The sequence below is a fragment of the Embleya sp. NPDC056575 genome (genome assembly GCF_042793325.1).
Lineage (GTDB): Bacteria > Actinomycetota > Actinomycetes > Streptomycetales > Streptomycetaceae > Embleya.
Map to the genome: position 1 here is coordinate 43970 of NZ_JBHTVA010000046.1, position 17154 is coordinate 61123.

Genomic DNA, 17154 nt, shown 5'->3' on the forward strand with positions numbered 1-17154 from the left:
CGACAGCGGCCCACCACCGACTCCGACCGACCCCGCACCGGCCACCCGGAACCGACAGCGCAGCGGGTGCCGGGAACGCCCGGTCCACTCGGGGAGGCTTCCCGGCGGGCTCGACTTGACCGGCTACTCGGTGGTGGCATCCGTCGGCAAGGCAAGGTTCATGTCTCGTCGAGAAACTTGGGTTTTTGAAGTGCCTGGGCGGTGGGTCAGGTTGTCTGGAGGTTTGCCAGCAGGGCCGACCACGATGCCTGGGTGATGGCGAGGTGGCCGAGGTCAGGAGTTTTGCTGTCGCGGACCGGGACGGCGGTGTGGGTGGTTGCGACCTCGACGCAGTCGCCGCCGTTGTTGCCGCTGTAGCTGCTCTTGCGCCAACCGGCGGGCGTGGTCTGTGGCATGGGATCACGAGTCCTTGTGTCGGCGGACCGGGCTCCGCCGTCCGGGAGTGGGCGGCGGAGGCCGGGCGGCTGGTCAGGTCGTGTGGAGGGCGGTCAGCATTGCTGACCAAGAGGTCTCGGTGATGGTGAGGTGGCCGAGATTGGGCGCCTTGCTGTCGCGAACCGGGATGGTACCGAGGGTGGTTGCGACCTCGACGCAGTTGCCGCCGTTGTCGCTGCTGTAGCTGCTCTTGCGCCAGTGCCGGGGCGTGGCTGCCTTCGTGATCATGGGCTCACAGTTCCTTCAGCGTGGAGGCGATCAGATCCATTGACCGCGTGGGCGAAAGTGCCTCGGCAGTCAGCAGATCGTAGGCGCGCTGAGCGGACCTCACTTCCGCCGGTGCCGCCAGAATCTGCCCCTGCAAGAATCCGTCCACGTAGACCACGTCTGGTCCTTCGTCCAGCGTAAGCGCTGCGAACGGCCCGCCCACCCCCGCATGACCGCCGGCTTCGTAGGGAATCACCTGGATCACGAAGCGAGGCAGTTGCGCAAGTTCGATAATGCGCTCGAACTGCTCGCGCATGACCTCGGAACTCCCCCAACAGCGGCGCAGGGCGTTCTCGTCCAGCACGGCACGAAACTCTGGGGGATCAATGCGCTCGAAGATGCGTTGCCGCTGCATCCGAGCCGTGACCTGTTCCTCAAGGGCGGTCGCATCGGGACGCCTGGCTGCCAGAACCGCGCGGGCGTAGCGCTCCGTCTGAAGCAATCCGGGTACTACCTGTACCTCGAACGACCTGATGATCGTCGCCGCCTCTTCGAGTTCGACGAACGGCCTGAACCACGTCGGGTACGCGTACCTGATCACCAGTGGCCACAACCGCTGGAAGCGGTCGCCTGTTTCGAAGAGTTCGTCGGCGAGCTTGGACAGGTCTTCGGTGGGGAGGCGCTTCGCGGCCTCGATCTTGTTGAGCAGCGACGGGGCCATCCAGGCGCGTTTGGCCATCTCGCGTTGGGTCATCTTGATCTTTTCGCGCTCGCGCCTCAGTTCGGTCGCGTAGAACTTCAGAACGGACGCCGAGGGGTCCAGTTCGGTGGCGGCGGACACAGTGCCCCCAGAAACGTGTTGAAAGCGAACGAAGTCAACCCCGGCCCCAGCCGATCATAGGCACTTCTCGTCACGCTTGGCATACAAACGACTGCATTGAGCTTGTATGTCAACGAAAGGCGGCCCGGCGTGACCCACCCCCTGCGAAAGCCCCTTGCCCCCTCGCATCTCATCGACGCGGACGCCGAATCCGTCCCCGAGCCGCCGGGCAGCGGCATCACGATCGCCGTGTACACGGTCGGGCCGGAGGGGGTGCGCGTGGTCGTGCCGCGCGAGCTGCACAAGCGTTCGGCGCGGGATCCGTGGCCCACCCCGGATCCGCCGTGTCGGTGTTCGCCGGATTGCCCGACGCGGTGAACCTCCCGGCGTAGCCGAGTCCTTCGCGCGGTCGCCCACGGATCGGCGTCGGGGCTCAAGTCTTGGGAGTGGGGCGCCGATGACGCGATCGAGGCCCCCGCGACCCTCGTGATCCCCACGATCCCGTGAACGAATCGAGAGGCATCTGTATGACTACGCGCTACGTATGGGATGACCTGCCCCGCGCCGTTCGGCGGGGCGTCGAGTCGGTCGTGGGGACGGTCGTCGGGGCCGAGAGTCCCGACACGTCGTGCCACACGTCGCCGTTCGTGGCGGCGCTGGCCACCGCGGAAGGCGGCCGTGCGTTCGCCAAGGGTGCGCCGATCGGGGACACCGACGCGGCCGAGGGGTTGCGGCGGGAGGCGGTGGTGTCGCCGATCGTGGGGCGGTTCGCGGCGACGCTGCTCGGGGAGATCGCCGTCGACGGGTGGTGCGTGCTCGTGTTCGAGTATGTCGACGGGGCGCATCTCGATTTTTCGCCCGGCTCCGGCGAACTGGTCGTGCTGGCCGAGACGTTGGAGGACGTACAGACCATCGACCCACCTCCCGGCGTCGAACTGCCGCCCCTCGCCGAACGATGGGAGAAGTACCTCACCGGTGACGAGCGTTCCCTGCTGGCCGGCGACACGCTCGTGCACACGGACCTGGTCCCGGAGAACCTGAAGATCAGGTACGCCGGTTACGGCCGTCGGCTGTACCTGCTCGACTGGGGTCGCGCGGCGATCGGGCCGGCGTGGGCCGAGTACGCCGGGCTCTACGACCGGCTGCTCGTGCGTGGCCACACTCCCGAGTCGGCCCGGGCCTGGCTGCGTCGCTTCGCCGTGTGGCGGCACGCCGGCCGCGCCGCGCTGTGCGCCTTCGTCGCGGCCCGGCAGCGGCAGGAGATCGACCTCATGGGGGACAGGGCCGCCGCCCCCGGCGTCGCGCGCTGGGCGACGCTGCTCGACGAGTGACCGGCGACGCCGCCCTCACCGGCGGGATCTCTCCCGCTCACCGCACCCTCAGCGCATCCACCGCCAACCTCCCCACCGTCCCGATCACCGCGTCCGCGGCCGGCAGCGCGGCCGCCGTGTCGGCCGAGCGGGTGCAGACCGTGATCGCGTAGCGGCCGCCGTCCGGGTATTCGACGACGCCGGCCTCGTGTCGCATCGTCGGCAGCGTGCCGGTCTTCCCGGAGACCCGGACGTCGTCGAACGGGAAACCGGACGCCAGCCGGTGCGACCACGCCTGGAGGCCGAGCACCCGGCGCAGCCCCGCCCCGAATTCGCCCCCGCACGCCTCGTCACGCCAGATCGCGGCGAGCAGCCGGGTCAGGTCGCGCGGCGTGCCGCGGTTCGAGCGGTTCGGGTCGAGGGCCCGCAGCCGGGCCACGACGGCCGGGTCGACCAGCGCCGCCGGGCCGTTCGGGCCGGCGTCCTCCCGCATGCCCGCGTACAGCTCGCGCAGCGGTTCGATCGCCACCGTCCGGGTCAGCCCGAGCTCGACCATGGTCGCGTTCACCGTGTCCAGGCCCAGCTCGTCCCACAGCGCGTCGGCCGCCGCGTTGTCGCTCACCGCCACCGTCAGCGAGGCCAGGTCGCGCAGCGACATCGTGACCGGATCCAGCATCGCGGCCACGCCGGTACCCCCCGGCGAACGACCGGCGCCCGCAGGCAGTTCGAGCCGCCGGGTCAGCTCCACCCGGCCCGCCGCCGCCTCCCGGAACAGCGTGGTGACCAGGCACAGTTTGTGCAGACTCGCGGTGCTGTACAGCGTGTCGGCGCCCACCTCGACCTCGCGACCCGTGTCGATGTCGACCGCGTGCAGCGCACCGGTGACGCCGGCGTCGGCGAACGCGGCGGTGATGCGCCCCCGGACGGTGCGCAGGACGCGCGGCGGCGGGGTGCCGGGGCCCGTACTGCCGGGGCCCGGACGGTCCGGGCCCGGACTGCCGTCGGGTGCGGTGCGGGGATCGGTCACAGCGGGAACTCCGAGGCGGGACGCGGGAAGAGCGGTCGACCGGGACGTTCGGCGAGCACCCCGGCGTGGCGCCGCAGCGCGTCCTGCGCGGTCTCGGTGAACGCCCGAACGGCCGGCCCATCGGCGCCGCGCGGCCAGGCCGTCGAGGTACGCCACGCGAGCGGCGTCCCGGCCAACGGCCGCCACACGGTGCCCGGTTCGGGCGCCGTCGCGGGCATCAGCGCCACCGCCGCGCCGGACAACACCAGCGCCCGGGCGAAGTCGCCGGCCGGGACGTCGTGCACCGCCGCCGGCGTACAGCCGTGCCGGGCGCACGCGGTCAGCGTCTCGTCGTACAGCGCCGGGGCGAACTCCCGGGGGAACAGCACCAGCTCACACCCCGTCAGGTCGGCGAGCCCGATCTCGATCGAACCCGCGAGCGCGTTCCCGGCGGCCAGGAGCACCCCGAGCGGCTGGTACGACATCGGCCCCAGCTCCAGATCGGCCACCGCGCACGGGTGGCGCAGTACGCCCACGTCGAGGGTGCCGGCCGCCAACTCGCGCAGTTGCCCGGCGGTGGTCAGCTCGCGCAGCTCCAACGTGCCGCCCGGTGAGCGGTCCCGAAACCCGGTCAGGATCGCCGCGACGGCCGCGCCGCCCAGATCCGGCGGCACGGCCGCCCGGATCGCGCCCGTGGTCCCGCTGCGCAACCCGGCCACGGCCGCGCCGAGCCGATCGGCGGCGGCCAACAACGCGCCCGCCTCGGCCAGGACGACCCGGCCCGCCGGGGTCAGGGCGACCCCCCGGCTGTTGCGATCGAACAGGCGCACGCCCAGTTCGCGTTCGAGCCGCTGGATGCGCTGCGACAGGGACGGCTGGGCCACCCGCAGTCGTTCGGCGGCGCGGCCGACGTGTCCTTCCTCGGCAACGGTCCGGAAGTACCGGAGATGCCGAAGGAGGTCCATGACCAGCAATGATAGCCACCGGGCTATCAACCTCGGTGCGATCACACTCTTGGACCTCCCGGTCGAATCCCTGTTCTCCTGTCGAGGCACGCAGATCGGGGAGGACGCAGATGACGCACGGAGTGAACGCGATACCCGGGTCGCCAGGATCGCCCGGACCGCAGACCCGAGCCAGGCGCCGCCCCGGGCGGCCCCGCCGCGCCTGGGCCCTCGTGGTCGCGGGCACGCTGGTCCTCGGCGGCACCGGCTGGGCCGCGGCCGATCGCTGGTTCGGGGGCGGGGACGACGACCGACTCGGCCCGGCCGGGGCGCGGGGCACGGCGAGCGGCGAGGCGGACCGGGCCGCGCGTACCTTCCTCGACCACTGGGCCGCCGGCCGCTGGGCGGAGGCGGCGCGGCTGACCGACGATCCGCCGACCGCCGAGACCACGCTGCGCAGCTTCACCGTCGGCTTGGAGATCACCGAGCCCACGTTCACTCCCGGCCCGGCCCGGACGGCGGCGGCCGGCGCGGTCACGGTGCCGTTCGGCGCGGCGATGCCGGTGGCCGGATTCGGCGCCTGGAACTACGACTCGACGCTCACACTGGCCGAGGGCGACGGCGGCTGGATCGTGAAGTGGCAGCCGGCCCTGGTCCACCCCAAGCTCGGCGCCGAGGCCAAGTTCCGGCTGGCCAAGGGCGCTGCGGGCGCGCCGGCGGCGAAGGTGCTGGACCGCAACGGCGGTGTCCTGTCCCCGGCCGACCACCCGTCGCTGACCCCGATCTTCGCCGCCGCCGGCGGCGGGGCCGGAGCCGGTGGCGGATCGGTACAGCTGATCAACCGGGCCACCGGCGAAGTCGTGTCCACCGAGGCCGAGTTCGGCGCGACCAAGCCGCCCCCCGGCGGCGGCCCGGTGGCCACCACGATCGACCCGAGGCTCCAGCGCGCGGCGGACGCGGCGGTGGCGAAGCACGCGAACGGCCGGCTGGTCGGCCTGGTCGCGGTGAGCATCGACAAGGGCGAGGTGCTGGCGCTCGCGAACGCGCCGACCACGGGTATGAATCGGGCCTTCATGGGCCGGTACGCACCCGGCTCGACGATGAAGGTGATCACCACCGCGGCGCTGCTGAGCAAGGGCGCGGTGAAGCCGAGCGACGTGGTGGACTGCCCGAAGTACCTGACCGTGGGAAAGCAGTTCCACAACGTGGAGACGTCGGAGATCCGCGGGGCCACGTTCCGCGAGGATTTCAAGCACTCGTGCAACACGGCGTTCGTCTCGCTGCGCGGCAAACTCGGCAACGACGAGCTGAGCCGATTCGCGAACGACCACTTCGGGATCGGCCAGGAGTGGAAGACGGGGATCGCCTCGTTCGACGGCAAGGTGCCGCTGCCGGTGGACGAGACCGACAAGTCGGCGGCGATGTTCGGCCAGGGCACGGTACAGGCGAATCCGCTGGTCATGGCGTCGGCGACGGCGACGGCGGTGTCCGGCAAGTTCCGCCAGCCGGTGGTGATCAAGGGCCAACGGCCCACCGCGAAGGGCCGCGACCTGCCCGCGTCGGTGGTCGCCGACCTGCGCGGCCTGATGCGCGCCACGGTCACCGACGGCTCCGCCAAGGTGCTGGCCGACCTCCCCGGCGACGTCGGCGCAAAAACCGGCACCGCCGAGGTGACCGAGACCGGCCCCAACAACGGCTGGCTGGTCGCCTACCGAGGCAACGTGGCCATCGCCTGCCTGGTCGAAGGCGGCATCACCGGCAGCGGCTCCGCCGGCCCGATAGTCCACGACATCCTGTCGACAACGACCTGACCAGCCCCATCACCAACCGAACCGCCCACCGAATGCCAACCTCGAAAGCCGGCCGAGCCAATTCCGGCCCGGCCGGCGTTCGAGGCCGAGTAGCCCGTCCGGCGCTCGAGGACAAGCGGGCCGCAGGCCGGCCACCCGCTGACAGCCACACCGCAGGCCGGCCACCCGCGAACCGCCGACCACTCCGCCCAAGGAGACCTAAGCCCCAAAGGCCAACCCCACAGACCGCCCTATCTCCCGCCGCTGCAGGTAGAAACACGCCTTGTGCGGCTCCGCCCCATGCTCCCCGGTGTACCCACCCCGAAGCACCGGCCCGCCCTCCGTAGGCACCGGGAACATCCGCGCCAACGTGGGATCGGCCGCCACGAGATCGTCCCGGTCGGCGAGGTTCACCCAGTTCTCCACGAACGCCGGCGGCTGCGCCGGCTGCGGCCGCACCCACGAGTCGACCACCGTGTCCGGGCCGAGCGGCGACCCGAGCGTGATCAGCAGCGGCAGCGGTCTGCGCAAGCGGTGCGCGAGTTCGTACGCGACCACCGCCCCGAGCGAATGCCCGATCACCACCTTGGTGTCGAAACCGATCTCGGCACCCACCCGGTCCAGCACCCGGTTCCGGGTCTGATCGTCCGTCAGATAGCGGGTGAGCTGGGTGAGCGCCTTGTTCACGAATCCGCCGGCCGAGCCCGGGCCGTCGGCCGCGAACCAGCGCAGCCCCGCGAGTCCACACGTGGGGGAGAGCACGACGGTGCGTCCCGTCTCCCCGGGCCCGCCCTCCAGGCGGGCGATCTCCCGTGCCGCGCGCTGCCGTTCCGGCGGCACCGAGCCGCGAACCGCGGCACGATCCAGCCATTCGCGGCCTATCCGCGCGGTCACCTCGTGCTGGATGTCCTCGTCGATCATTTCGCTCTGCGACGGGTGCCGGCGGAGCAGATCACCATAGAACGCCATCCGCGCGTCGATCCCGCGACGGGTGTGGCGATACTTCCACAGACGGTCCGCGACCTCGGGAAAACCTGCGGCCTTCACTCCCCGGGCCAGTCGTGGGACCCACTCCTCCTCGAGCGTGTGGGCCGACCTGTATTCCTGCGCGATCCCGTGTACCAGCACGATGGCGGCCATCGTGTCCCCTCCCAAGCCCCGAGTCCTTGACGAGCGCGCTCTCGGACGCCGGGCCCAAGAGTTGTGCGAAGGGCCGATCGACGCGGGGGGACGCAGACCGGAGAGTGGCTTCGCAAGGTTCTCTTACCCAGTCGGTAACGGAAGTTGGCATTTGAGTGAAGTTACTTCCGGGTTGTTCGACGAGATGTGCCATCCGGCCGGAAATATTCGCACCTGCCCGGGGTCGCCACGCCCCCGCCACGTCCCCGCTACGTCCCCGCCACGACCCCGCGGCGCCCTCGGCGCGCGTTCGCGCACCCGCCGAGCCACTCCGAGCCGGCCGTACTCCGCGTGAACCGCCGCGCCGTCGGGCGGTCGACCGCCCCGCCGCCGAACCGCGCCGCCGGCCCGTCCGGCCGTCACGGAATCCGTTTCCGCTTCGCCATAGACTTGGCCCCCACACCCGACGAAACCGAAGGAACCCGCCTGCATGCCTGGCATCACGCGCGAGGAGGTCGCCCACCTCGCCCGGCTGTCGCGCCTCGAGCTCGGGGCCGAGGAGCTCGACCACCTCGCGGCCCAGCTCGACGACATCATCGGCGCGGTGGCCCGCGTCGCCGAGGTCGCAGCCGACGACATCCCGCCGACCTCGCACCCGCTGCCGCTGACCAACGTCATGCGGCCGGACGTCGTCCGCCCCGGGCTCACCCCCGAGGAGGCGCTGTCCGGTGCGCCGGCCGCCGAAGAGCAGCGTTTCCGGGTGCCCCGGATCCTGGGAGAGGAGTGACGGCCATGACCGAGACCATCCGCTGGACCGCGGCCGAGACCGCCTCCGCCATCGCCGACGGCAAGGTCACCGCCGTCGAGGTCGCCCAGGCGCACCTGGACCGCATCGAGGCCGTCGACGCCAAGGTGCACGCCTACCTGCACGTGGACGCCGACGGCGCGCTCGCCGCGGCCAAGGCCGTCGACGACGCCCGCGCGCGCGGCGACCGCCTCGGCCCGCTGGCCGGCGTACCGCTCGCGCTCAAGGACGTGTTCACCACCAAGGGCGTGCCGACCACCTGCGGGTCGAGGATGCTGGAGGGCTGGCGGCCGCCGTACGACGCGACCGTGACCCGCCGGCTCAAGGACGCGGGCGTGGTCGTCCTCGGCAAGACCAACATGGACGAGTTCGCCATGGGGTCCTCGACCGAGAACTCCGCCTACGGCCCGACCGGCAACCCGTGGGACACCACGAAGGTGCCCGGCGGCTCCGGCGGCGGTTCGGCCGCCGCGATCGCCTCCTTCCAGGCGCCGCTGGCGATCGGTACCGACACCGGCGGCTCGATCCGCCAGCCCGCCGCGCTCACCGGCACGGTCGGCGTCAAGCCGACCTACGGCGGGGTCTCCCGCTACGGCCTCGTCGCCTTCTCCTCCTCGCTCGACCAGGGCGGGCCGTGCGCGCGCACCGTGCTCGACGCGGCGCTGCTGCACGAGGCCATCGCCGGACACGACCCGCTCGACTCGACTTCGATCGACGCCCCGGTGCCGAACGTGGTCGAGGCCGCCCGCTCCGGGAGCGTGCGCGGGATGCGCGTCGGCGTGGTCAAGGAGTTCGCCGGCGAGGGCTACCAGGCGGGCGTGCTGGCGCGCTTCGCCGAGGCGGTCGAACTGCTGCGCGAGCTGGGCGCGGAGATCGTCGAGATCTCCTGTCCCAACTTCACCTACGCGATGCCGGCCTACTACCTGATCGCGCCCTCGGAGGCGTCCTCCAACCTGGCCCGCTTCGACGCCATGCGCTACGGCCTGCGGGTCGGCGACGACGGCGAGCACTCGGCCGAGGAGGTCATGTCGCTGACCCGCGAGGCGGGCTTCGGCGCCGAGGTCAAGCGCCGGATCATGCTCGGCACGTACGCGTTGTCCTCCGGCTACTACGACGCGTACTACGGCCAGGCGCAGAAGGTCCGCACGCTGATCACGCGCGACTTCGAGGCCGCGTTCGCACAGGTCGACGTCCTGGTCTCGCCGACCACGCCGACCACCGCCTTCCCGATCGGGGAGCGTGCGGACGACCCGATGGCGATGTACCTCGCGGACCTGTGCACCATCCCGTCCAACCTCGCGGGCAACGCCGCGATGTCGCTGCCGTGCGGGCTCGCGGACGAGGACGGCCTGCCGGTGGGTCTGCAGATCATCGCGCCGGCGATGGCCGACGATCGGCTGTACAAGGTGGGCGCCGCCGTCGAGGCCGGCTACCTCTCCCGCTGGGGTGCCCCGCTGCTCGACCGCGCACCCGCGCTCTGATCCCTCCCGACTTTCCCGGCGACTTTTCGAGGAGTCGATATGGCCAAGAAGAAAGCCCCCAAGAGCAACATCGGCAAGGTCTTCAGCGTCGGCATGCAACTCGTCGGCGCCTTCGGTGTGATCAAGCAGATCAAGGAGGCGCGCGGCAAGAACGACAAGCTCGAACTGGCCGACGCGGTGATCAGCGCCGCCGCGGTCGTCACCGGCTTCGCCCTGCTGATCCGGGCGATGCGCGAGACCGACGACGAGCTGACGGAGGCCGACGCCCTGTGAGTACCACCAGCCTGATGTCCTACGAGGACGCGCTGGAGACCTACGACCCGGTGATGGGCCTGGAGGTCCACGTCGAACTGGGCACCGCGACCAAGATGTTCTGCGGCTGCTCGACCGAATTCGGCGCCGCGCCCAACAGCCAGGTCTGTCCGACGTGTCTGGGCATGCCCGGCGCGCTGCCCGTGGTCAACGCGACCGCGGTCGAGTCGGCGATCCGGATCGGCCTCGCGCTCAACTGCTCGATCGCCGAGTGGTGCCGCTTCGCCCGGAAGAACTACTTCTATCCGGACATGCCGAAGAACTTCCAGACCTCGCAGTACGACGAGCCGATCGCGTTCGACGGCTACCTCGACGTCGAGGTCGAGGGCAAGACGTGGCGGGTCGAGATCGAGCGCGCGCACATGGAGGAGGACACCGGCAAGTCGCTGCACATGGGCGGCGCGACCGGCCGCATCCACGGCGCCGACTACTCGCTGCTCGACTACAACCGGTGCGGCATCCCGCTGATCGAGATCGTCACCAAGCCGATCGAGGGCGCGGGCGAGCTGGCCCCGCTGGTCGCCAAGGCGTACGTGGCCGAACTGCGCGAGCTGATCCGCGCGCTCGGGGTGTCCGAGGCCCGGATGGAACTCGGCCAGATGCGCTGCGACGCGAACCTGTCGCTCCGGCCCAAGGGGCGGGAGAAGTTCGGCACCCGCAGCGAGACCAAGAACGTCAACTCGCTGCGCTCGGTCGAGCGGGCCATCCGGTTCGAGATCCAGCGGCACGCCACGGTGCTCTCCGACGGCGGCACCATCGTCCAGGAGACCCGGCACTTCCACGAGGACGACGGCAGCACCACCGCCGGTCGGATCAAGGAGGAGGCGGAGGACTACCGCTACTTCCCCGAGCCCGACCTGGTGCCCGTCGCGCCCGCGCGCGAGTGGGTCGAGGAGCTGCGCCGAACGCTGCCGGAACTGCCGTCGCTGCGCCGGGCCCGGCTCCAGGCCGAGTGGGGCGTCAACGACTTCGAGATGCAGTCGATGGTCAACGCGGGCGTGCTCGACGTGATCCTGGCGACGATCGACGCCGGGGCCGACGCGGACGCGGCGCGCAAGTGGTGGCTGGGCGAGCTGTCCCGGCGGGCCAACGAGCGCGGCGTCGAGGTGGCCACGCTGCCGATCACCCCGACCCAGGTCGCCCGCGTGGCGGCGCTGGTCAAGGGCGGCGAGCTGAACGACAAGCTGGCCCGCCAGGTGATCGACGGCGTACTGGCCGGCGAGGGCGAGCCGGACGCGGTGGTCGAGGCGCGCGGGCTCAAGGTCGTCTCGGACGACTCCGCGCTCGGCGCGGCCGTGGACGAGGCGATCGCGGCCAACGCGGGCATCGCCGACAAGATCCGCGGCGGCAAGGTGCAGGCGGTGGGCGCGCTGGTCGGCGCGGTGATGAAGACCACGCGCGGACAGGCCGACGCGGCGCGCGTGCGGGAACTGATCCTGGAGCGTCTGGGCGTGTCCTGACCGGGCCGCCTTCCCGGATGGTGCCGAGAGCTCCCGACCGCCGCGTGCGGTCGGGGGCTCTTCGGCGTTCTTCGAGTCCGGTCGGGGGCCGGCGTCCGGCGGTCTTCGGCCTCCGTTCAGCCGCTCTTCACCGTCCGTGGTCGCAAAGTGCCTCGGTGTGCCTGAAGTTCCACCGGGGTTCTCCCTAGGTCTGTTCGACCCCCTTATCGGGTTCTTCCGAGGCGCCTTAGATCGGTGGTGGGCGAGCCGAGTGATCCCGGATGCGGCATCCGACCGATGTCCGTGGCCCCCCTGGGACGCGAAGCTCGTACCACGAGCCGGACGGACCGGCTCGGTGACCCGGAGGTCGAACACCATGTTGGAATACGAACTCTTCCGCACCCGCGAACTCGAACTGCGCGCCACCGCCGAGCGGGACCGTCTGGTCCGCGAGGCGCTGCGCACGAGCCGACTGGCGGCCAAGGCCGCGCGGGCGGCCCGGCGCGAGGAGCGGCGAAGCGGTCACGGTGCCGGCGGTCTCAGTTCCGATCGCGGCGTATCGGGGTGGCGGATATCCCATCTGCGCCTGTTCGCGCGGTAGAAGGGCGAGAGACGCGAGCACGCACGTGACGCCGGCCACGCTCGGCGGAACCCTGCGGCTGACCTGCGCAAACGGGTTTCGCCGGGCGTGAAATACCCCGCTGCGAGGGGGAGGGACGTGACATGCTCGGCATCGTGGCGAGTATTTCGGTTTCTCCCGTGTTCGTAGGCCGGTCCCTGGAAATGGCGCGGTTCGGCACGGCCCTGCGCGAGGCCGACGAGGGCACGCCGGGCGTGGTGCTCGTCGGCGGCGAGGCCGGCGTGGGCAAGACCCGGCTGCTCCAGGAGTTCCTGCAGCGCGCCGAGGAACAGGGCGCGGTCACCACCGTCGGCGGCTGTCTGGAACTGGGCGCGGAGAGCCTGCCGTTCGCACCGATCTCGGCCGCGCTGCGCACCCTCTCGCGCCGGATGGGCCCCGAGCTGGCAGAGGCGGCGGCCGGCCGCGAGCGCGACCTCGCCTGGCTGCTGCCCGACCTGGCGCCGGGCACCATCACGCGCGACGGCGAGTTCGACCGGGTCCGCCTGTTCGAACTGATGCTCGGCCTGCTGGAGCGGCTCGGCACCGACCGCACCCTGGTGATCGCGATCGAGGACCTGCACTGGGCCGACTCGTCCACGCGCGAACTGCTCGGTTTCCTGTTCCGCCTACTGCGCACCGGCCGCATCCTGATCATCGGTACGTATCGCGCCGACGCGGTCGGCCGCCGCCACCCGCTGCGCTCGTTCCTGGCCGAGCTGGACCGGGTGCACAACGTCTCCCGGATCGACCTGTGCCGGCTCACCCGGGCGCAGGTCGGCGACCAGCTGCGCGGCATCCTGCGCGAGGAGCCGCCGCGCCGGCTGATCCGGCAGATCTTCCAGAAATCGGAGGGCAACGCCTTCTTCGTCGAAGAGTTGGCGTGCAGCATCCGCGACGGCCAGCTCACCGGCATCTCCGACACGTTGCGCGACCTGCTGCTGATCCGGATCGAGGAGTTGTCCGAGGACGCGCAGAAGGTGATCCGGCTCGCCGCGATCGGCGGGGTCACGGTCGGCCACCGGCTGCTCACCGAGGTCTCCTGGCTCGACCCCGACCGGCTGGAGGAGGCGCTGCGCACGGCGGTGTCCGCGCACGTCCTGGTGCCGACGGGCGACGAGTTCCAGTTCCGACACGCGCTGGTGCGCACCGCCGTGCGGGAGGACCTGATGCCGGGCGAGCGGGTCCGGCTCTACGCGACCTTCGCCGAGGCCCTGGAGCGCTGCCCCGACCTGGTCGGCGCCGACGAGCTGCGCGGGCGGATCGCGACCTACTGGTTCCACGCCGGCAAGGCGGTCAAGGCGCTGCCGGCGGTGCTCGCGGCGGCGGAGGCGGCCCGTGAGCGCTATGCCTTCGACGAGCGCACCCGGCTCCTCGAGCGGGCCCTGCTGCTGTGGGAGCAGGTGCCCGAGCCGGAGCGGCTGAGCGGTCGCCGGCTGCTCGACGTCTACATCGAGGCGGTCACCGCGGCCCGGCTGGGCAGCGAGCGGGAGTTGGCCATCCACTTCTGCAAGCGCGCCATCGAACTGGTCGACCCGGTCGCCGAACCCGAGTTGGCCGCGTTCCTGTGGCGGGAGAAGGCCCGCGGTCTGCGCACCATGTGCCGCTCGTCGGGCCGGCCGGAGCTGAACCGGGCCAAGGAGATCCTGGACGGACTGCCACCGTCGAAGGAACAGGCCCGCGTGCTGGCGCACATCGCCCGGGACCGGATGCTCGACGGCGAGGGCGGGGAGGTGGTCGCCGACGCGATGATCGCGCTGGAGCACGCGCAGCTCGTGGGCAGCCCCGACATCGAGGCCGAGGCGCGCAAGACGCTCGCCTGCGGCCTGGTGCAGATCGGTCGGGTCGAGGAGGGCATGGCGCAGCTGGCCCTCGCCGAGGAGACCGCGATCCGCAGCAGCGAGCCGGACAGTCGCGTACACATCCTGAGCAACAAGGCATCGCTCCTGGAGGGCCTGGGCCGGCACCGGGAGAGCACGGTGGCCGCGCGACTCGCGATGGAGCTGGCCGCCGAGCGCGGACTCACCCGCACGTCGGGCTCGTTCGCGCTGGGCAACCTGGCCGAGTCGCTGTTGTCGGTCGGCGACTGGGCCGATCTGGCGACGCTGGTGGAGAAGACCCTCGATCTCGATCCGGGACCGCAGACCACCCGCCACCTCGAACTGCAACTCGTCGGGCTGTGCCTGGCGCGGGGCGACGTGCGGGGCGCCAAGGCGCACCTGCGGCGGTCCCGGCTGGCCGCCGGCTCGCGCTACGTCGAGGCGCAGTACGCGATCCCGCTGGCCCGCGCGGAGATCCGGGTGGCCGAGGCGCAGGGCAGGCTGGACGAGGCCCGCGAGGCGCTGGTCGCGGCACTGGCCGCCGGCTGCCCACCCGGCCACCAGCGCTACATGTGGCCCCTGCTCGCCGACGCCGCCGCGAACGAGGCCGACGCGCGCACCTCGACCGTGCGCCCACGCGAATCGGAGCTGAAGACCCGCCAGGACATCGCCGACCGGATCGCGGCGATGGCCGCGTCGCTCGCGATCGACTGCCCGCTCGACGCGGCCTACGCCGCGCTGGTCGGGGCCGAGTCGGCCCGGGCGGCCGGCACCGACGACGCCGAACTGTGGGGCCTGGCCGCCGCCGCCTGGGAGCTGACCGAACAGCCCTACCGCACCGCCTGGGTCCGCTTCCGCCACGCCGAGACCCTGCTCGCCACCGGCAACCGCGACGCCGCCGCCCGACGCCTGGCCGAAGCCGCCGAAACGGCCGCCCGGCTCGGCGCCAGGGCGCTGCGCGAACACATAGACCTGCTCAGCCGCCGAGCCAGGGTCGGCTCGCCCACCCAGGGCGAGTCCGACACGACGCTGCCGACCCTGACCCCACGCGAGATCGACGTCCTGCGGCTGGTCGCCGACGGCCGCAGCAACCGCCAGATCGCGGAGGAGCTGTACATCAGCGCCAAGACCGCCAGCGTCCACGTCTCGAACATCCTGGCCAAACTCCAGGTCACCGGCCGAGGCGAAGCCGCCGCGGTGGCACATCGGCTGCACCTGGTCGACGGCTAGCGGCATCACGGGGGCACTGCCCGCGCCACGGTGGCCGTCCAGCCACAGACGGCCCACCCGGCGGCGCCGCCGAGCCGACGTACGGGGCTCCGAGACGTGGGGCTTCCGGTGGGGCGGGTGTGTTGGTCGGCGGAAAACCGGCCTGCAGCGGCGGGCGGGGTGGGTGCTCGGGTCGGGTCCGCCGGGCGTGCGTTCTTGAGTGGGCCGGGGGCGGCTTCCGGCGCGCGTTGCGCTTTTGGTGGCGGGTGGCCGGTGCGGGGCCGGTCAGAGTCGGGGATGGGCCGCCGCCGGCGTGCGGGGCTCCGAGACGTGGCGCTTCCGGTGGGGCGGGCGTGTTGGTCGGCGAAAAAGCGACCAACAGCGGCCGGCGGGGTGGGTGCTCGGGTCGGGTCCGCCGGGCGTGCGTTCTTGAGTGGGCCGGGCGACTTCCGGCGCGCGTTGCGCTGTTGGTTGCGGGTGGCCGGTGCGGGGCCGGTCAGAGTCGGGGATGGGCCGCCGCCGGCGTGCGGGGCTCCGAGACGTGGCGCTTCCGGTGGGGCGGGTGTGTCGGTCGGCGAAAAAGCGACCAACAGCGGCCGGCGGGGTGGGCGCTCGGGTCGGGTCCGCCGGGCGTGCGTTCTTGAGTGGGCCGGGCGACTTCCGGCGCGCGTTGCGCTTGTGGTTGCGGGTGGCCGGTGCGGGGCCGGCCTGAGTCGGGGATGGGCCGCCGCCAGCGTGCGGGGCTCCGAGGCATGGGGCACCCGACGTGGCGGCGTGTTGCTCACCGAAAACCGGCCGGCAGCGAGGGAGTGGGTGGGGGCTTGGGTCGAGTCTGTCGAGGGGCCTTCCGGGGTGGGTCGGGGCGTTTGGTGGTGTTGGGGGAAGGTTGGGGTTCGGAACCGGATCTCGGCGGGTGGTTGTGCGCTTCGAGGTTCCGTGACCTGCGCTTCTGTGGGGTCAGCGTGGAAAGTCAGGTGGCGAGTGCCGGTTTCGTGCGCTCTGACCCCCTCAACGCGAGCGCCTTGCGGACCGTCGAGGGGACCGAAAGTGCCCAGTGAGGGTCGAAACCGGATCCCGAGGCACCTCAAACTCTCTCCTCTTCGCGCTGACCTGCGGTTTTCCCTCATACCGAGGCCACGGCATCCCACGCCATCCGGTTTTGTGAACCTTCGTCACCCACACGCCGACCGCACACTGAAAACACCCGGCCCACTCGGGAAGGCTCCTCGGCGGACTCGACCCGAGCGCCCTCCTGCCCGCCGCTGCCGGCCGGTTTTCGGTGAGCAATACGCGCGCCACGTCGGGTGTGCCCCATGCCTCGGAGCCCCGCACGCTGGCGGCGGCCCATCCCCGACTCAGGCCGGCCCCGCACCGGCCACCCGCAACCACAAGCGCAACGCGCGCCGGAAGTCGCCCGGCCCACTCAAGAACGCACGCCCGGCGGACCCGACCCGAGCGCCCACCCCGCCCGCCGCTGTTGGTCGCTTTTTCGCCGACCAACGCACTCGCCTCGCCGAAAGCCCCATGCCTCGGAGCCCCGCACGCCGGCGGCGGCCCACCACCGACTCAGACCGGCCCCGCACCGGCCACCCGCCACCAAAAGCGCAACGCGCGCCGGAAGCCGCCCGGCCCACTCAAGAACGCACGCCCGGCGGACCCGACCCGAGCACCCACCCCGCCGGCCGCTGTTGGTCGCTTTTTCGCCGACCGACACACCCGCCTCGCCGAAAGCCCCATGCCTCGGAGCCCCGCACGCCGGCGGCGGCCCACCACCGACTCAGGCCGGCCCCGCACCGGCCACCCGCCACCCGCCACCCGCCACCACAAGCGCAACGCCCGCC

The 17154-nt window shown here is 71.9% G+C and carries 15 protein-coding genes; 9 read left to right on the top strand and 6 right to left on the bottom strand.

Annotated elements, in window-relative coordinates; all coding sequences use genetic code 11:
• Nucleotides 1–206: 206 nt before the first annotated feature.
• The 3 genes from ACFRCG_RS31285 to ACFRCG_RS31295 form a co-directional block, all read right to left on the bottom strand.
• Nucleotides 207–395: a DUF397 domain-containing protein gene (locus ACFRCG_RS31285; protein ID WP_380037610.1), complete on the bottom strand. Its 189-nt coding sequence runs from the start codon at nt 393–395 to the stop codon at nt 207–209.
• 73 nt (nt 396–468) lie between these two features.
• Nucleotides 469–663 (bottom strand): DUF397 domain-containing protein, encoded by a 195-nt coding sequence (locus ACFRCG_RS31290; protein ID WP_380037612.1) that lies wholly within the window; start codon nt 661–663, stop codon nt 469–471.
• A gap of 4 nt (nt 664–667) precedes the next feature.
• Nucleotides 668–1483 carry a Scr1 family TA system antitoxin-like transcriptional regulator gene (locus tag ACFRCG_RS31295; protein ID WP_380037614.1) on the bottom strand — a complete coding sequence of 272 codons (816 nt, stop codon included), beginning with the start codon at nt 1481–1483 and terminating at the stop codon, nt 668–670.
• Between the two features lie 129 nt (nt 1484–1612).
• Between ACFRCG_RS31295 and ACFRCG_RS31300 the strand changes: the two genes are divergently transcribed.
• Nucleotides 1613–1840, top strand: a complete 228-nt coding sequence (locus ACFRCG_RS31300) for a hypothetical protein (RefSeq protein ID WP_380037616.1) — start codon at nt 1613–1615, stop codon at nt 1838–1840.
• Nucleotides 1841–1989: 149 nt separating this feature from the next.
• The gene (locus ACFRCG_RS31305; protein ID WP_380037618.1) at nt 1990–2793 is read left to right on the top strand and encodes a phosphotransferase family protein; all 804 of its coding nucleotides are present in this window, start codon (nt 1990–1992) and stop codon (nt 2791–2793) included.
• A 37-nt stretch (nt 2794–2830) separates the two neighbouring features.
• Here the strand turns inward: ACFRCG_RS31305 and ACFRCG_RS31310 are convergent, their stop codons facing one another.
• Both ACFRCG_RS31310 and ACFRCG_RS31315 read right to left on the bottom strand, forming a co-directional pair.
• Nucleotides 2831–3706: a serine hydrolase gene (locus ACFRCG_RS31310; RefSeq protein ID WP_380037678.1), complete on the bottom strand. Its 876-nt coding sequence runs from the start codon at nt 3704–3706 to the stop codon at nt 2831–2833.
• 89 nt (nt 3707–3795) lie between these two features.
• Complete coding sequence (locus ACFRCG_RS31315; RefSeq protein WP_380037621.1) at nt 3796–4743, bottom strand: LysR family transcriptional regulator; 948 nt, start codon at nt 4741–4743, stop codon at nt 3796–3798.
• 110 nt (nt 4744–4853) lie between these two features.
• On the opposite strand from ACFRCG_RS31315, the gene ACFRCG_RS31320 reads away from it, so the two are divergent.
• On the top strand, nt 4854–6533 hold the full coding sequence (locus ACFRCG_RS31320; protein WP_380037623.1) for a penicillin-binding transpeptidase domain-containing protein: 1680 nt from the start codon (nt 4854–4856) through the stop codon (nt 6531–6533).
• Between the two features lie 198 nt (nt 6534–6731).
• Here the strand turns inward: ACFRCG_RS31320 and ACFRCG_RS31325 are convergent, their stop codons facing one another.
• Nucleotides 6732–7652 carry an alpha/beta fold hydrolase gene (locus ACFRCG_RS31325; RefSeq protein WP_126644106.1) on the bottom strand — a complete coding sequence of 307 codons (921 nt, stop codon included), beginning with the start codon at nt 7650–7652 and terminating at the stop codon, nt 6732–6734.
• Nucleotides 7653–8121: 469 nt separating this feature from the next.
• Here ACFRCG_RS31325 and gatC point away from each other — a divergent pair, with 469 nt between their 5' ends.
• The 6 genes from gatC to ACFRCG_RS31355 all read left to right on the top strand — a co-directional run bounded on the left by gatC (nt 8122) and on the right by ACFRCG_RS31355 (nt 15334).
• Nucleotides 8122–8418: an Asp-tRNA(Asn)/Glu-tRNA(Gln) amidotransferase subunit GatC gene (gatC, locus tag ACFRCG_RS31330; RefSeq protein ID WP_078975313.1), complete on the top strand. Its 297-nt coding sequence runs from the start codon at nt 8122–8124 to the stop codon at nt 8416–8418.
• 5 nt (nt 8419–8423) lie between these two features.
• Nucleotides 8424–9917 (top strand): Asp-tRNA(Asn)/Glu-tRNA(Gln) amidotransferase subunit GatA, encoded by a 1494-nt coding sequence (gene gatA, locus ACFRCG_RS31335; protein ID WP_380037625.1) that lies wholly within the window; start codon nt 8424–8426, stop codon nt 9915–9917.
• Nucleotides 9918–9956: 39 nt separating this feature from the next.
• Nucleotides 9957–10190, top strand: coding sequence for a hypothetical protein (locus ACFRCG_RS31340; RefSeq protein ID WP_380037627.1), 234 nt, complete (start codon nt 9957–9959; stop codon nt 10188–10190).
• A gap of 14 nt (nt 10191–10204) precedes the next feature.
• Complete coding sequence (gatB, locus tag ACFRCG_RS31345) at nt 10205–11689, top strand: Asp-tRNA(Asn)/Glu-tRNA(Gln) amidotransferase subunit GatB (protein ID WP_380037680.1); 1485 nt, start codon at nt 10205–10207, stop codon at nt 11687–11689.
• Between the two features lie 355 nt (nt 11690–12044).
• Nucleotides 12045–12269: a hypothetical protein gene (locus tag ACFRCG_RS31350; protein WP_380037629.1), complete on the top strand. Its 225-nt coding sequence runs from the start codon at nt 12045–12047 to the stop codon at nt 12267–12269.
• A gap of 158 nt (nt 12270–12427) precedes the next feature.
• Nucleotides 12428–15334 carry a helix-turn-helix transcriptional regulator gene (locus ACFRCG_RS31355; protein WP_380037631.1) on the top strand — a complete coding sequence of 969 codons (2907 nt, stop codon included), beginning with the start codon at nt 12428–12430 and terminating at the stop codon, nt 15332–15334.
• Nucleotides 15335–17154 lie beyond the last annotated feature (1820 nt).

Excerpts from the sequence above, each read along its gene's own strand:
- ACFRCG_RS31305 (WP_380037618.1), top strand. The coding sequence starts at position 1,990 with ATGACTACGCGCTACGTATGGGATGACCTGCCCCGCGCCGTTCGGCGG.
- ACFRCG_RS31290 (WP_380037612.1), bottom strand. The coding sequence starts at position 663 with ATGATCACGAAGGCAGCCACGCCCCGGCACTGGCGCAAGAGCAGCTAC.
- ACFRCG_RS31340 (WP_380037627.1), top strand. The coding sequence starts at position 9,957 with ATGGCCAAGAAGAAAGCCCCCAAGAGCAACATCGGCAAGGTCTTCAGC.
- ACFRCG_RS31350 (WP_380037629.1), top strand. The coding sequence starts at position 12,045 with ATGTTGGAATACGAACTCTTCCGCACCCGCGAACTCGAACTGCGCGCC.
- ACFRCG_RS31320 (WP_380037623.1), top strand. The coding sequence starts at position 4,854 with ATGACGCACGGAGTGAACGCGATACCCGGGTCGCCAGGATCGCCCGGA.
- gatB (WP_380037680.1), top strand. The coding sequence starts at position 10,205 with ATGTCCTACGAGGACGCGCTGGAGACCTACGACCCGGTGATGGGCCTG.
- gatA (WP_380037625.1), top strand. The coding sequence starts at position 8,424 with ATGACCGAGACCATCCGCTGGACCGCGGCCGAGACCGCCTCCGCCATC.
- ACFRCG_RS31285 (WP_380037610.1), bottom strand. The coding sequence starts at position 395 with ATGCCACAGACCACGCCCGCCGGTTGGCGCAAGAGCAGCTACAGCGGC.
- ACFRCG_RS31325 (WP_126644106.1), bottom strand. The coding sequence starts at position 7,652 with ATGGCCGCCATCGTGCTGGTACACGGGATCGCGCAGGAATACAGGTCG.
- gatC (WP_078975313.1), top strand. The coding sequence starts at position 8,122 with ATGCCTGGCATCACGCGCGAGGAGGTCGCCCACCTCGCCCGGCTGTCG.
- ACFRCG_RS31315 (WP_380037621.1), bottom strand. The coding sequence starts at position 4,743 with ATGGACCTCCTTCGGCATCTCCGGTACTTCCGGACCGTTGCCGAGGAA.